At 66.8% G+C, this 15,975-nt stretch carries 9 protein-coding genes; all 9 read right to left on the reverse strand.

Features of this window, described 5'->3' with window-relative positions; all coding sequences use genetic code 11:
- From GLL_RS10075 to GLL_RS10115, 9 genes are read right to left on the reverse strand one after another with little or no spacing between them, the layout of a single operon-like run.
- Positions 1-999 (reverse strand): acyl-CoA desaturase, encoded by a 999-nt coding sequence (locus GLL_RS10075; protein WP_011141945.1) that lies wholly within the window; start codon positions 997-999, stop codon positions 1-3.
- Positions 1,000-1,021: 22 nt separating this feature from the next.
- A complete protein-coding gene (locus tag GLL_RS10080; protein WP_164928895.1) occupies positions 1,022-2,785 on the reverse strand; it encodes a fatty acyl-AMP ligase in 1,764 nt (587 codons plus the stop codon).
- 29 nt (positions 2,786-2,814) lie between these two features.
- A complete protein-coding gene (locus GLL_RS10085) occupies positions 2,815-3,825 on the reverse strand; it encodes a zinc-dependent alcohol dehydrogenase family protein (protein ID WP_011141947.1) in 1,011 nt (336 codons plus the stop codon).
- On the reverse strand, positions 3,813-5,411 hold the full coding sequence (locus tag GLL_RS10090; protein ID WP_011141948.1) for a long-chain-fatty-acid--CoA ligase: 1,599 nt from the start codon (positions 5,409-5,411) through the stop codon (positions 3,813-3,815). Before GLL_RS10090 ends, GLL_RS10085 begins: the two co-directional genes overlap by 13 nt.
- A complete protein-coding gene (locus GLL_RS10095; protein WP_011141949.1) occupies positions 5,408-6,175 on the reverse strand; it encodes a 4'-phosphopantetheinyl transferase family protein in 768 nt (255 codons plus the stop codon). Before GLL_RS10095 ends, GLL_RS10090 begins: the two co-directional genes overlap by 4 nt.
- Positions 6,162-7,640 (reverse strand): FAD-dependent oxidoreductase, encoded by a 1,479-nt coding sequence (locus GLL_RS10100; protein WP_011141950.1) that lies wholly within the window; start codon positions 7,638-7,640, stop codon positions 6,162-6,164. The genes GLL_RS10095 and GLL_RS10100 overlap by 14 nt, the downstream gene beginning before the upstream one ends.
- Before the next feature lie 41 nt (positions 7,641-7,681).
- Positions 7,682-9,436, reverse strand: coding sequence for a fatty acyl-AMP ligase (locus GLL_RS10105; protein ID WP_011141951.1), 1,755 nt, complete (start codon positions 9,434-9,436; stop codon positions 7,682-7,684).
- A 42-nt stretch (positions 9,437-9,478) separates the two neighbouring features.
- On the reverse strand, positions 9,479-15,628 hold the full coding sequence (locus GLL_RS10110) for a type I polyketide synthase (RefSeq protein WP_011141952.1): 6,150 nt from the start codon (positions 15,626-15,628) through the stop codon (positions 9,479-9,481).
- Positions 15,629-15,631: 3 nt separating this feature from the next.
- Positions 15,632-15,943 carry an acyl carrier protein gene (locus GLL_RS10115; RefSeq protein ID WP_011141953.1) on the reverse strand — a complete coding sequence of 104 codons (312 nt, stop codon included), beginning with the start codon at positions 15,941-15,943 and terminating at the stop codon, positions 15,632-15,634.
- Positions 15,944-15,975 lie beyond the last annotated feature (32 nt).

Here is a 15,975-nt window from a genome sequence, read left to right on the forward strand (position 1 = left end):
TTAACCTGCGTGCGAACGGGTTGGCTGTGGGCGCACCGCCTTGGCGGCGATCAGCGCCTGGGAAGGCACCTTGACTTCTCGGGCGAGACCCAGCTTTTCGAGCAAGCGAATCAGCCAGGCTCCGGGGTCGGGTTGCCACGGTTGGAGCCCGAATACCGCCGAGTTGGGAAAGGCGTGGTGGTTGTTGTGCCAGGACTCCCCGCCGGTCGGCAGCGCCAACCAGGGGTTGTTGGTGCTGCGCTCGCCGGTCTCGAAGGGCCGGCTGCCGAACAGATGCGTCACCGAGTTGATGCTGTTGGTGAAGTGATAGGAACAAAACAACCGCACCCCACCCCCCCAGAGCAAGCCAAGCAGCGCACCGTTTGTATCCCGGGTCCACCAGGCTCCGAGCAGCGCCGGGAGGAGCAACCCCAGGGCCGCCCACAGGTAGTAGAGCCTGCTGACGCGGGCGATGAGCGGATCGCGGATCAGATCGCGCGCGAAGATGGTGGCGTTGGTCAGGTCGTGATCGAACGTCCAGCCGATGTGGGCGTGCCAGAATCCCCGCAGGCCGCCCAACGGCGTTTGCGCCCTGATGTAGGGCGAGTGCACGTCACCCGGGCGATCGCTGTACTGGTGGTGCCGCCGGTGGTTGCTGACCCAATAGATGAGCGGACCTTCGCAGGCCATCGAACCGAGGACGGCGAGCAGTACGCGGATGACAGGGTGCGCCTGAAAGGCGCAGTGGGTGAAATGCCGGTGGAAGCCGACGGTGATCCCCCCCACCATCGTCAGGGTGTACATCCCCAAAAACAGCCCCAATTCCAAGAGCCCAAGGCCCGAGCGCAGGGCGATTGCCGCCGCCGCCGCCGTGGCGACGGCAGGCAGCGACAGAATGGCCAGCGCGTGCATCCGCTGGGCGTTGCGCACGGCGGCGGTGCTTTTGATGATCGTCTTTTGCCAGGGGAGCGGACTGGCAGGCGGATTGCTCTGCATGGCGCGCTCGAAGGGCGATGACATCGTTCGGCTTCCTGTGAAATGTTCAGACACTCGGGCGCCCCGCAGGCGGCATCGGGCTTCTGCCCCCGGCGTAGAGCACCGGCAGCGTCCCGTCGAGAAACTGGCTACGGCAGGTGCGGCGCTGGATTTTGCCGCTGGAGGTCTTGGGGATGGAGCCGGTTTTGATCAGCGCGGCCGTATCGACGTGCAGCCCGTGGCGGGCCGCCACCGCCTGGCGGATACTGCTGAGCACTTCTTCGAAATCCAGCGCTTGGGGAAGCTGTCGTTCGAGTTCCTGGACGACCACCAGCCGTTCTTCGCCGTCGAATTCGACGGCAAAAGCCGCCCCACAGCCCGGGCGCAAGGCCCGGTGACAATTTTCCACCGATGCTTCGATGTCCTGGGGGTAATGGTTCGCCCCCCGAATGATGATCAAGTCCTTGAGGCGGCCGGTGACGAACAACTCCCCGCCCTCGATAAACCCGAGATCGCCCGTGCGCAGGAATGGCCCGGCACCCGTGCCGGCCAGACGGGCGCCGAAAGTCGCTGCGGTTTCGGCGGGCCGGTTCCAGTAGCCCCGGGCGACACTCGGCCCTGCAACCCAGATTTCACCCACCTGCGCGGGGGGGCAGAGCGTCAAATTCGTCGGATCGGCGATCACCACCTCCTGCCCCAACCAGGGTCGTCCGCAACCCACCAGCAGGCGGCTGCCGGGATCGTCCTCGGCGGCGGGCACGACCCTGTCTTGCTCAAGGGCGGCGGCGGCGACGCTGCGCACGACGGCGGGGGTCTGAAAAAGACCACCTGTCACAAACAGGGTGGCCTCCGCCAGGCCGTAGCAAGGATAGAACGCCTTCGCCCGAAATCCACACCCGGCGAAGGCGGCAGCAAACGCCTGGAGGGTGTGGGCGCGCACCGGCTCCGCTCCGTTGAAGGCCACGCGCCAACTGCTCAGATCGAGCCCCTCGCGCTGCTCAGCCGACACCTTGCGCACGCACAGGTCGTAGGCAAAGTTCGGCCCGCCGCTGGTGGTGGCGCGGTGGCGGGTGATCGCTTCGAGCCAGCGGCGCGGCTTCTGCACAAAATCCACCGGTGACATCAAGACACAGGGGATACCCAGGTGGAGCGGCTGCAGCACGTTGCCGATTAGTCCCATGTCGTGAAAGAGCGGCAGCCAGCCCGCGAAGATCGTCTCGTCGCTGTGCCCGAAGGCGCCTTCGACCATCCGCTGGTTGTGCAGCAAGTTGCCGTGGGTGATCATTACCCCCTTCGGATGGCCTGTCGATCCGGAGGTGTACTGCAAAAACGCGAGGCTGTCCTTGGAGAAAGTGCACTCCTGCCAGGTGTCGGCCAGATCGGTGCCGAGGTTGTCGGTGGCCAGCCATTGCAACCCGGCCAGTTGGGGATTCTGGGTGGTCCACTGATCGCTGCGGGCCAGGGAAGCTGCGGTCGTCAGCACCGCCGTCACCCCAGCGTCCGCCAGGATGGCCTGGAGCTTCGGCGCCGGGCGGCGCGGCCGCGGGGAGTGGGCCGGAACTGCCGTTACACCGGCGTACAGGCACCCCATAAAGGCCGCCACAAATTCCAGCCCCGGCGGATAGAGCAGCACCGCCCGTCGTCCGCGCAAGTTCGACTGCTGCAGCCTGGCGGCGATCGCCCTGGCCAGGCGATCGATTTCAAAGAACGTCAGTCGCACAGCTCCGGCGCTCTCCCCTTCCCAGGTGTAAGCGTTCCGGGCGGAGCGCACGGAAGCCCACCGCCTGAGGGCCTCGACCAGGTTGTCGGCCGTCCGGGTTGCTGTCGCCATCTGTGGTTTTCCTGAGCTTTTTGTCATCTTCAGGGCACCAGGATGAACTTGCCGATGTGTGCGCCCCGCTCCATCCGCGCGTGGGCTTCGCGGACGTCCCGCAGCGGGAAGATTCCCGCTATCGGCAGCGCGTAGGTACCATCTGCAAACCGATCGAGAACGTGTTGGTAGGCCCTTTGCACCGGCTCGCTTCCCAGGGCGCTCAATTCGTCGAGCAGCCACCCGCGCAGGGCGGCGCGCTTGCGAATCAGCGGTGTGACATCCAGCACGTCCGGTTTGCCCAGCAGGCCGTAGATCCAGATCGTTCCGCCCTCCGCGAGCAGGTGGATCGCCGATTGCAACAACGGCCCGGCCCCCACGGGGTCGAAGACCACATCGACGCCGCGGTTGTCGGTGAGCTTTTTGACCTGCTTGCGCCACTGGCGCTCGCCGGTGCACACGATCTGGGCGTAGGCGGATTCGCCCATCGCCTGCAGCTTTTCGCACTTGAGGGCGCTGGTCGTGGTGCCGATCGCCACGCCGCCATGGTGGCGGACGATCTGGGCGGCGGCGATGGCGACGCTGCTGCTCGCGGCGGGCAACAGCACCACTTGACCGGCTCTGAGGCCCTGGCGCCAGATAAGACAACTCCAGGCCGTCAGGTACGCCAGCCAGAGCGCCCCCAGCAGCTGGTCGGGCAGGGCGTCGGGGGCAATCACCGTCTGTGCGGCGCTCGTCAAGTAGTGCGTGCCGTAGGTTCCGACCCGGCCCTCAGGGTGGACCGGCGCGTCGAGGCTGAGCAGCACCCGTTGGCCGACGTGCCGGTCGTGCACTGCGGGCCCGACAGCCTCGATGTAGCCGCCACCTTCCAGGCCGGGGGTGAAGGGCGGCTCTCCTGAAGAAAGCCGGTACTCGCCGCGGCGCGCCATCAAGTCGGCGTGGTTCATGCCGATGCTGGTCAGCCGCACCAGCACCTGCTGCCCGGTCGGGCAGGGGTCGGGCAAGGCGGCCAGGTGCAGCCGCTCGACCCCCCCAAACGCTTCGACGATTACTTTTTGCATGGCAAGGCTCCTGCAGCCGCCGGCGCGCCGCCGTTGGCATGGTGCTCGACCTCGACGCCGCTCGCTTCGGGGTCGGCGGCCGCGGCCTGCGGGCGCAACCGGCGCTTGAGGATCCGGCCTGTGGGCGATTTGGGCAGCGCCTCCACCACCGTGAGCCGCCGCGGCACTTTGATCGGGGCGAGTTGCGAGCGGGCGTAGTGCACAAGCTCGGCCTCCCCGACCGTCGCTCCTTCGTGCAGGCTCACGTAGGCGTGGACAACCTCGCCCTTGTCGGGGTCCGGGTCGCCCACGACGGCGGCTTCGCGCACCGCCCGGTGGCTGAGCAGGACTTTTTCGACCTCCTGGGAATAGACATTCTGGCCGCTGACGATGATTACATCTTTGATGCGGTCGACCACAAAGTAGTACCCATCCGCGTCCCGATAGCCCAGATCCCCCGAGCGCAACCAGCCGTCCAGAAATACCGCTGCGCTCGCCTCCGGCCGGTTGTGGTAGCCCTTGAAGACATGGGGGCCGCGGATCAACAACTCGCCCACCTGGCGCTCGCCCAGCAAGGCACCGGTTTGCGGGTCGCAGATAGCCAGTTCCGGTCCCCCCGGCAGGGGCTTGCCGATCGAGCCGGGCCGGACCGGGCCGGGCAGGGGATTGAGGGTGGTGCTGCTGACGCATTCGGTGAGGCCGTAGCCCTGGCGGACGATGTCCCCGAAGCGGGCGCGAAAGTCCGCCTCCACCTGGGGGTGCAGGGCGCTGCCGCCGCAACAGACGCACCGCAGGTTCTCCGTCAGCCGAAAGTCCGCCGGAAAACGCAGCAGCGTCGAGAGCAGATTCGGCACGGCGATCAAAAAGCTCAAGCGCGGATCGCGCAGGTGCTCCATCAGACGCTTGGGGGTGAGCCGGTGCTCGAAGGTGACCGACGCTCCCATCAGCGCAAAGAGCACCAGGGCCACCATGCATCCGAACGAATGGAACAACGGCAGGACACACAGCAGGTGGTCCTTCGGCGTGCCTTCGATGGCTATCCGGCTGCTCTGGGCGATGGCCCAGAAGTTGCCGTGGGTGAGCAGGGCGGCTTTCGGTTCACCGGTAGTTCCGGAAGTGTACAGCAGTGCGGCGGTATCCGTCGGGTGGATCCGCTGGATGCCGCTGCGCCCGGCAGTCGCCGTCAGCTCGGCAAAGCTCAGATCCCCGGCCGGGACCTCGCCGCCCACGACGATAAAAGTCAACATCGGCGGCAGACAGCGCAGCGGCGCCAGGGTCGGCAGCAAATCGGCGGTGGTGATCACCGCCTGGGCCTGTGAATCGAGCAAGATATGCCGCAACTCGCGCAGGGTCAGCTGGGGATTGATCAGTACGGGTTGCGCCCCCAACCACCACAGGCCGTACATGGCCAGGCCGTATTCGGGAAGATTCGGCAGCATCACGGCGATCCGGCAACCGGGGGCGTACCCGAGCCGCCGCAGGCCGGTCGCCAAATTTTCGCTCGCGCGCACCACCTGGTTGTAGGTATAGGAGCGGCCGTCGCCGGTGAAGAGGGTTTTGCGGGGCGTATTTTCGAGCCCCTCGTCCAGGATGTAGGCAAGATTCATCGCGGCGATCTCCTTGAAATCGGCTCCGGGCTGTGCCAGCAGTGCACCTGCCCGCTCGAACCTTCCACAGCCAGAGCTGCCGGATAATCCGGCCAGGGCAACAGGTCCAACAGCACCCAGCGCCCGGCTTCTCCAGATTCCTCCCGACTTTGCAGGAGTGCTGCCGGTGCGTCCGGTGCGAGCGAAACTGTGTAGCGGTCGGGAGCGAGTGCGAAGCCATATCCCCTGGCTTTGGCGTAGGCCTCTTTGCGCGTCCAGCAACGAAAAAAAGCGGCGCGGCGCTGGTAGGGCGCGAGGGCTTTGAATACCCGGTTTTCGTCCTCGGAGAAAGCGACACGCGCAAGCTGATCGAAATTGGCGAGCGGTCGATCCCATTCGAGATCGACGCCGACCTCCCGCCCGCAGCTGAAGGCGTAGACGGCCTTTCCCTGGCTGTGGGACAAATTGAAGCGCAAGGGGTGCGCCCCGTCGGCCAGCAGCGGTTTGCCGTGCGCTCCGTAGCTGATTGGCACGCAAGCCGGTTCGCTCTGCAGATACAGTCCCAGCAGCATCCGCAGTGTGGCGCGGCCGACGATAAAGCGCCGGCGGTGCTGCTCGAAGCAGAAGCGTTCCGCCCGGCTCCGTTCCTGCGGGCACAGGGTGCGCTCCAGCACCGGCAGCGGAGCGGCGGGCCAATCGAGATCCGCCTGCCAGATGTGTACCGCAGCCGGGGTCAGCACCGGCGGGGCGGCAGTCGGCCGCCACGGGGCTTCAATAGCGACCATCGGGGGAGGCTGGTCCAGCCAGCGCCGAAGGGTCGCCGGTGCGCATCGGGGTGGAGAAACCGCCCGGTGGGGACGGGCTGTCGGCGGGCTGCCTGCGGAAAGCTTTGGCGAGCACCCCGGCGGCGATCTCCGGTTGGAAGAATACCCCCGGCGGTTTGAGCATGTTGACCACCTCGATGTAGGTGGTGAACATACTGGCCTTTTCGGTAGCGAGCATCTGCACGCGGTCCATGTACCAGTGCATGAATCGGGTGCGCATCGAGCGCTGCCCCCCTTCGGTGACCGGATAACGAAAGTCCTCGCCCGTGGCCATCAGCCAGGGATAGGTGTTCAGTTCGGCGAGGTTCTTCTGGAAGCGCTGCCCCAAACCGGTCAGCTCGGCGCCGGGTTGCTCCTGCAAACAGCGCTCCAGCAACAGCGCCCCCCGCCCGGCCATGGTGATCCCCTGGCCGTAGAGCGGATTGAAGGCGCAGGTGGCGTCCCCGAGCACCACCAGCCGTTCGGGCCAGCGCGGCAGCCGTTCGTAGTGGCGCAGACAGTTCTCGGCATTCTGGAAGCCATAGATAGGCGAGACGGGCCGGGCGCCCTGGATGGTCTCGTACAGTAGCGGGCTGCGCAAAGAGCGCGCGAACTCCAGATAGCCGGCCTCATCGGTGGGTGGATAGTCCCGGGCTCCACCGCCCAGGGTGACGATCCAGCGATCGCCCTCGAGCGGAAAGAGCGCGCCCCCGCGCAACATCGCGGGGGGTTTGCGAAAGACGTTCAGGGATTTCCACTGACCGTGGAAGTTCTCGGGGCGGGCGTAGTAGCGGGTGGCATAGCCCATGAAGGCGTTGATTTTGGTCTGTTCGAGGGAGCCGTAGCCCAGCGCTTCCAGCCACTGCGGCATCCGGGTGTTCCGCCCGCTCGCATCGACGACCAGGTCGGCGCTCAACGATTCGACCGCGCCGGGAGCGCTCTCGGCGCGCTGGCTGCAGCGGACCCGCACCCCGCTGATGCGGCTGCGGCCAGGATCGCTCAACAGTTCGATGACTTCGGCTGTGGTCCGAAAAGCGATGTTCTTGATGCTCCGGACGCGCCTGCGCACGCACCACTCCAGCAGATCCCGGCTCAAGGAGTAGGTGCGCAGACCGCTGTAGTAGCGCGGAGCCCAGCCGGCCGGCAAAAACCAGAGCGCCTCCGCACCCCATTCGAGGGGCACAGCGCCGCCCGCCTGCAAATCGGCTTCGATGCCCGGCAACAATTGCTCCAGGATCATCAGCCCCCGGGCCAGCAACAGGTGAAAATGGCGAGCCTGGGGTACCCCTTTGCGAAATTCGGGCTGATCTGCGAGGCGATCGCGCTCGAGGATGCTCACCCGCTCGAAGTGGGGAGCGAGCACCCGGGCGGCCAGCAGGCCGGCGATGCTGCCGCCGATGACGACGGCGTGCCGACGGCCGGGGGGGGCAGTGGTAAGGTCAAACATCAAAGTGGTTCCTGCGTTGGTGAAATGGCGCGAAAACGGTCCTATTGGCTGCTCCAGGCTTCGAGGGTACCGGCCAGGTAGCGCGCCCGCGCCCCGAGGCGCTGGATTTTGCCGATGGCGGTCTTGGGCAATGTTCCGGGTTTGAGCAGCACCACGGTGGGCCGCAGACCGTGCTGCTCGGCGACGGCCCGCTGGACGGCGCTCACGATCGACTTTGCCGCCGGCACGGGCACCGGATCGTCGTCGGCCAGTTCCGCGGCCACCACCAGCCGCTCTTCACCGTCCGATGGGATCGAAAAGGCGGCGCTGGAGTTGGGCCGCAGGGCCGGATGGCTCGTCTGCACCGTCAATTCGATGTCCTGCGGGTAGTGGTTGCGGCCGCTGATGATGATGAGCTCTTTGCAGCGCCCGGTCAGAAAAAAGTGGCCGTCGGCGATAAAGCCCAGATCTCCCGTGCGCAAAAACGGGCCTTCCGCGCAATCGGCGATCCGGGCTGCGAAGGTCGCCTGGGAGATGTCCGGTTTTTGCCAGTAGCCGCTTGCGACACTGCCGCCGGCCACCCAGATTTCGCCGATCTCGCCCGGCTGACAGCGCCGCCGGGTTTCGGGGTGGACGACGGCGATGGTCGGGTCATGGTCGTACAGTTCGAACCCGGCCACTTTGATCGCCTCGGCCTGGCCGGGGGGGGCATCGACGGCGCGGCCCGCCGCCAGGTGGGCCTTGTCGAGGGCTTTGACTTTTGGGCGTTCGGACTTGCGGCCGACGGAGACCATCAGGACGCTTTCCGCCAGGCCGTAACCGGGCACGAACGTCTCGGGGCGAAACCCGCAGGGGGCGAAGGCGGCGCTAAAGCGCTCGAGCAAGTCGCACTGGATGGGTTCACCGCCGATAATCGCCACCTCCCAACTGCTCAGGTCCAGTTCGCCGCGCTGTTCGGGCGGAATTTCTTTGATGCAGAGGTTGAAGCCGAAGTTGGGGCCTGCCGCCCCCCGGCCCCGGTAGCGCGAGATAGCCCTCAACCAGCGCAACGGCCGCTGCAAAAAAGCCGGCGGTGGCATCAGCACGCTCAGATAACCGACGTAGACCGGTTGCACCACCGCGGACATCAAAGCCAGGTTGTGGTGCAAAGGCAGCCAGGTCACCCAGGTGGATTGCTCCGTGTGGTGGCAGGCGCTCTGGATCAGCTTCTGGTTGTGCAGGACGTTGGCGTGGGTGAGCATGACGCCCTTCGGAGCGGCTGTGGAACCCGAGGTGTACTGCAGCAGCGCGATGGAAGCACTCTCTACCTGCGGGGGGCGCCACGATTCGGCCGGTGTCTCGGGCAACGGGTCGGTGCACAGCCACTGCAGCGGCTGCCGCTCTTCGCCGCCGGCCAGTTGGGAGTGGACGAGCGCGTGCACGCCGGTGGTGGTGAGCACCCAGCGCGCCTGGGCGTCGCGGATCACCCCGTGCAGACCCGCGAGGCTCTTCTCCAGTTGCGTCGGATCGGGTGGGTAGGCCGGTGCGGCGATCACGCCTGCGTACAGGCAACCGTAGAAGGCGGCCACGTAGTCCAATCCTGTCGGATAGAGCAGCACCGCCCGTTCACCGGCGGCGGCAAAAGTCTGCAGATGGGCTGCGATCGCCCGGGCGCGCCGATCGAGTTCGCCGTAGGTGAGGTTGCTCTCCTGCGTCTCGCCGTCGGCCAAGAAGGTGAAGGCGAGTCTTTCGGGCTGCTGGATTGCCCGGCGCTGCAGCATTTCGACGAGCGTCGTCGGTTGGGCGGCAATGGACGGATTGTCGAGTAGGTTGACCATGGTTTGGCTCTAAAATCACGACATTTTGGGTGGGGGTCGCCGCTAGTGGGCGCTCGGGGCGGCGAGCAAACCCGCCGCGACCGCCCCGAGCACCGCCTCGCGGGCGCTCTCGAGGAAGATGTGGTTGCCTGCAAACATCTCCAGCTGGAAGGCGCCGTTGGTGTGGGCGGACCAGGCAGCCAGCGACTCGCGGTCGACGACGGTGTCCTGCAGGCCGCCAAAGGCGGTGATCGGGCAATCGAGAGGCGGCTCCTCGGTGTAGAGGTGGGTGCTCAGGAGGCAGGCGTCCGCCCGCACCCGCGGCAGCAGAACCTGCATGAATTCGGCATTGTCCATCAGCGACTGGGGTGCGCTGATGACGCGCGGGATCTCCTCGCGGAGCCTGGCGTCCGTCCAGCCGGACACCCCGGTGCCCTGGGACGGCGTGCGCAGGTGCGGCGCATAGTAGGCGGCGGCAAACAGATGAACCGGCAGCGCGCCGGATTGGCGGCGCAGCCGCCGGGCCAGTTCGAAGCAGACCAGCGCCCCCAGGCTGTGGCCGTAGAAGGCAAACGGCCGATCCAGCTCGGGGCCGATCTGCTCGGCCAGGGTCGCAATCAGCGCGAAGAAATCCGCCACGGGCGGCTCTTCGAGCCGCTCCTCGCGCCCCGGCAATTGAATGGCGCAGACTTCGACGTCGGCAGGCAAACCCTCCGGCCATTGCCGAAAAGTCGAGGCGCCGCCGCCCAGATAGTGGAAGCAGAACAGGCGCAACCGCGCGCCGGGATTCGGTCGGGGGCGCACCAGCCAGGGGTTGTCCCGTCCGGCGGCGGTTCCGGAGGTTGAGCCTGCCGGCGCATCGGCGGCAACCTGCTGCGCCAGTTTCCAGGCGAGCTGGGAGAGGCTGGGATTTTGCAACAGCAGCACCACCGGCACACTCACCCCCAGCTCACCTTCGATTCGTCGCTTGAGTTCGGTGGTCATCAACGAATCGAGACCCAGTTCGTTGACCGGTTGCTCCAGATCGAAACTGTGGGAGGGAGCGAGCCCCAGCACCTGGGCCAACTGGCCGCGCAGGTGGGTCAGCAAAAGGGCATAGCAGGGCTCAAAACCGAGCGAGCGCAACTGTTGGGCCAGTTCGGCGCCGCCGCTTGGAGCTGGAACCGCCGCGCTCTGCCGGGGTTGAACCTCCCGGGCGATTTGCCTGAGCAAGGACGGCAGGCGGCCCGGCAGGAACGGTTGGACAAACTTCGCCCACTGCACCGGCAGCACGCCCAGTTGGGCGGGAACGGCCTGGCGGAGCATCCATTCGAGGGCCTTGAGGCCGCGCTGGACCGGGATGGCGCTCACCCCCTGGGCGGCGATCCGCTCCTGATACCGGCGGCTAAGGGCGGCGGCCATGCCGCCTTCGGCCCAGGGTCCCCAGTTGATACTGAGGGCGGGCAGGCCCAGGGCGCGGCGGTGATGGGCCAGCGCGTCCAGACAGGCGTTCGCCGCCGCGTAATTGCCCTGTCCCGGGGAGCCCAACAAACCGGCCACCGAAGAGAACAGCACAAAAAAGTCCAGATCGATCTGGCGGGTGAGCGTGTGCAAATGCCAGGCTCCCTGCACCTTCGGGGCGAGGACGGCGGCAAAGCGTTCGCGGTTTTGCTGGACCAGCAGGCCGTCGTCGAGCACCCCCGCCGCGTGCACGATCCCGCGCAGCGGCGGCAGCGCATCGCCGAAATGCTCCAGGACAGCCTGCGCCTGGTGCGGGTCGCAGATGTCCGCCTGCAGAACGCAGATCTGGGCTCCAAGCTTCCTGAGGCCGGCAAGAGCAGCTTCGGCCTCGGGCGAGGGGGCGCGTCGGCCCACCAGCGCCAGGTGCCTGGCACCCTGCTCGACCATCCACCGCGCCACCTGCAGACCGAGATTGCCCAGCCCGCCGGTCACCAGATAGCCGCCGCTCTCCCAAGCGGGGGGGGCGCCCGCGGCAGTCCGGCCCTGGCGGGTCTGCACCAGGCGGGCCGCCAGCCGTTCCTCCCCGCGCCAGGCCACGTGATCTTCGCCATCCGGCGCCTGCAGTTGAGCAAGCAACCGGGCGCCCTCGTCGCGGCCGGGCTCGACATCGAGATCCACAAGCCCTCCCCAGAGTTCCGGGTGTTCCAGGGCGATCACCCGACCCAGGCCCCACAGGGCGTTGTGCTCCACCGCGCGCTCGCCAAGGGGTTGTCCGAGCGCCTGGGTTCCCCGGGTGACCAGCCACAGCGGCGCCTGGCTTTCGGCGAGCACCAGCGCCTGGACCAGGTGCAGCGCACTTTCCCAGAGCGCTGGTCCGCTCGCCTCCTCCAGGCTCCACAGGTGCACAACCCCCAGCAGCGGCAGGCCGTTGGTGCTCACAATTTCCCGCATCAGCCGCCGAAAATCCTCCGGCTTTTGCCCATTGAGCGCGTAGTGCCGAGCGGGCTCCAGAATTGCGAACTGCTCGGAGGCAACCACGCGGACGCTGCTGTGGCCCTGCGCCTCCAACCGGGTAGCCAGGTCCGCTCCCAGAGCGCTGTTGCCGCTCAGCACGATCCAACGGCCCGGCGGCCGGGTTGCGATTTGGGGGGCAGGCAAAGGCAGCGGTTGCCAGGCGAGTTCGTAGAACCAGTCGTTCGACTGCATGATGTTGAGCAACGCTTCGCGCGAAGCGCGCTTCATCAACAGACCGTCAATTTCGAGCACCACCCGGCCCTGCGCGTCGTAGAGCACATAGTCCCCGGTGAGCGTGCCGGTCTGCTGCTGCTCGCGCGGGCGCATCCGCACGTGGCTGCGCAGCTGTCCGCGCGCCGGGCTGCCGTGGTAGCGGATCCGCTCGAAATGCACCGGAATGTGCACGTCGTTGCCATGGAACGCCTGCTCGCCCGCAGTGGGCAAAGCGCCCGCCAGCACCTGCAAACAGGAATCGAGCATCACCGGATGGATCTGGTAGAGCGAGGCTTCTGCCTCCAGACCCTCCGGCAGTTGCAGGTACCCCAGGGCTTCTCCGTCGCATCGCTCGACCTGACGGACCCCTTGAAGCTTGGGTCCGAGATCCAGCCCCGCTTCGCGGATGCGCCGGTAGAACGCTTCGACCGATTCCGGGCTGAGGGGGGCGGCAAAATCGGGCCGGTACAGCTTCTGGGTGTCCGTTGCGCGGACAAGCTCACCGGTGGCGAGCACTTTCCAGTCGGCTTCGCCCGCTTCGGCGCGCTCCTTGCCGCAACACACCTGAAAAGTAGCCCGGTCCGCTCCATCCGGTTCGAAGATCAGCTGCACGAGGCGCTCCTCGCCGTCAAACAGCGTGAAGGCCTCCTGGATCAACACGTCCTGCAGGGTGTAGGCACCCTCGCCGAGGACGGCGCCCGCGGCGGCGATCGCCATCGAGATGTACGAAGCTCCCGGTACGACCACGACACCGTGCAGGCGGTGATCGTCGAGAAAGGGCTGACGGGCGACGCCGACGCGCGCCTGAAACTGGACCTGCTTGAGGGGCGAGGGCAGGCGCCCGCCCAGCATCGCCTGGGGAGCCCCGTCCGCGGCGAGGACGAGATCGGCCCGGCTCGCAGGCGGGACGTCGAGCCAGTGGCGCTCGCGCTGCCAGGGATAGAGGGGCAGATCGGCACAAAAGCGCCCCTGCGGGGCAAGGCGTTCCCAGGCGATCGCAAAGTCGAGGGTGTAGAGCGTGCCCAGGGCCGCCAGCAGCGCGGGACGCTCCGGCTCCTTGCGGCGCAGCGAGGCCAGAACGACGCCTTCTTGATCCGCCTGCTCCAGGCATTGGCGGATCGCACCGCCCAGCACCGGATGGGGGCTCAACTCCAAAAAGACGGTATAGCGATCGGCTATCAGTGCTGCGACCGCCTCGGCAAAGCGCACAGGCTCCCGGAGATTGCGCCCCCAGTAGACCGCTTCGAACTGCCCGCCTGCGGCACTTTCGCCGGTGAGCGTCGAATAAATTGGCACCGCAGCGGGGCGGGGGGACAGACCGGCCAACAGAGCGCTCAGTTCCCGCGCGAACGGCTCCATCTGCGGGCAATGGAAGGCGTAGTCCACCGGGAGATATTTGTGATAGATGTCGCGGCGCTCCAGAATCGCCACCACTGCCGCCAGGGCCGCACTTTCGCCGGACAGCACCGTCGAGGTGGGACTGTTGACGGCAGCAACGGCGATCCGGTCGCCAAAGTTCTCGATCAGTTGCTGCGCCTGGGCCGCGGGCAACTCCACCGCCACCATCCGCCCCCGCCCGGTCGCCTGCTCCATCAGCCGCGCCCTGTGCACAACGATGCGCACCGCCTCTTCGAGGGTCAGCACCCCGGCGATGTGGGCCGCGGCCACCTCCCCGACGCTGTGGCCGACCACACCGTCCGGTGGGACCCCCCAGCTGCGCCACAGGTCCGCCAGGCCCACCTGCAGGGCAAACAGAGCCGGTTGGGCAAACTCCGTCTGCAAAAGGCGCGAATCGGCCTCCGGTGCGCGCAGTTCCTCCAATAGCGACCAGCCCGCCTGTTCGCGCACAGCGGCGTCACAGCGCTCGACGGCGGCTTTAAACAGCGGCTCCTGCTCCAGCAATTCCCGTCCCATCGCCCACCACTGCGGACCCTGGCCCGAGAACACAAAAGCGATCCTCGGGCGGCGTTTGCGCGGTTGCCTGCCGCTCACCACGCCGCAGTGCGGCTGGCCCCGGCCAAAATCCTCCAGACGCTCGCCCAGTTCGGCAAGGGTGTGGGCGACCACAGCGAGGCGCTCGCCGTGGTGGTTGCGGCGCAGCCCGGCGCTATAGGCAAGATCCGCCAGGGCGGGAAGCGCCTGGTCCGAGCGCAGCCACGCGCGGTACGCCGAAGCCAGATCCTGCAAAGCTTGGGCTGTGCGGGCCGACAGAGGCACCAGATACGCGTCGGCCTGCGGCACGGCGGGGGCGGGCACCGGCAGGGCGGGCGCCTCCTGCAGAATTACATGGGCGTTCGTGCCGCCAAAGCCAAAGGAGCTGATCCCGGCAAGGGCCGGTTGCGACGCTTGCGGCCAGGGAACGAGGCTATCCAGGACCCGCACCGGCAGCCGCTCAAACGGGATGTGCGGGTTGGCCTGCTCGAAGTGCAGACTCGGCGGGATCTGCCGATGCTGCAGCGACAGCGCCACTTTGATGATCCCGGCGATCCCGGCGGCGGCCTCCAGGTGGCCGATGTTCGTCTTGACCGAGCCCAGCAGACAGGGATTGTCCGGGGAGCGCCGGCCGGCCAGCACTGCGCCCAGGGCCAGCACTTCGATCGGATCGCCCAGGGGGGTACCGGTGCCGTGGGCTTCGACGTAGCCGATCGCTTCCGGTGGCACTCCGGCGGCGGCGAGGGCCTCCCGGATGACCGCCTGCTGCGCCAATCCGTTCGGAGCCGTCAGGCTGCTGCTGCGCCCGTCCTGGTTGAGGGCGCAGCCCGCCACCAGCGCCAGCACCCGGTCCCCGTCGCGCTCGGCGTCCGCCAGGCGCTTCAAGATCACCGCACCGCAGCCTTCGCCGCGGACGTACCCGTTGGCACGGCTGTCGAAGGTGCGGCAGCGCCCATCGGGCGAGAGCATCTGCGCCTCAGAAAAGATAATCGTCAGGTCCGGAGAGAGCAGCAGATTGACGCCGCCGGCCAGGGCCAGATCCGATTCGCGATGGGCCAGACTCCGGCAGGCCAGGTGCAAAGCCACCAGCGAAGAGGAGCAGGCCGTGTCGACCGCCAGGCTCGGGCCGCGCAGATCCAGCAGATAGGACAGGCGATTGGCGGCGATGCTGAAGGCGTTGCCGGTGCCGACCAGGGCGTCGAGCCGGTCGGGAAATCGCCTGTTGACCCGCGTATAGTCCTGGGTGCATATCCCCACGAACACCCCCGTCCGGCTGCCTGCGAGGCGCTCCAGCGGCAGTCCCGCCTGCTCGAAGGCGTCGCAGGCCACCTCCAGCAACAGCCGCTGCTGCGGATCCATCAGCCGCGCTTCGCGGGGGGTGATCCCAAAAAACTGGTGGTCGAAGCGATCGACCGACTCCAAAAACCCTCCCCAGCGCGTGTTCATCGTTCCGGGGGTTCGCCTGTGGGGGTCGTAGAAGGCATCCACATCCCACCGCTCCGCCGGAACTTCACCGATGGCATCGACGCCGTCGCACAACAATTGCCAGTAAGCCTTCAGGTCGCTCGCCCCCGGAAAACGGCAACCCATACCGATGATTGCGATAGGTTCCACGGGCTAAATCTCCTGCCGGTGAGCCGCCGCCTCGATCTCCTCCACAAGCCATCCGGCCAGGGCTTGGATCGTCGGATAATTCCACAGCACCGTCGGCGAAAGTGCAAAGCCTACCTGCTTTTCCAATTTGCCCAGAAGCACCAGAGCCTGCACAGAACTTAAACCGTAACTGCCGAGCGGTTGCCGAAGGTCAATGTCCTCAGGATCGATTTGCTCTTCTTCGAGACTTTCGACGAGCAAGGAGATAATTAACTCCTGCAATGCTTCCGCGTTTGCCAGCTCTTTTGCAGCCAATGAATACGGTGGAGCGTTCATGCAGTCTACCTCAAGAAAATAGATAGTTTGCT

The organism is Gloeobacter violaceus PCC 7421 (genome assembly GCF_000011385.1).
In the GTDB taxonomy this organism is placed as follows: Bacteria; Cyanobacteriota; Cyanobacteriia; order Gloeobacterales; family Gloeobacteraceae; genus Gloeobacter; species Gloeobacter violaceus.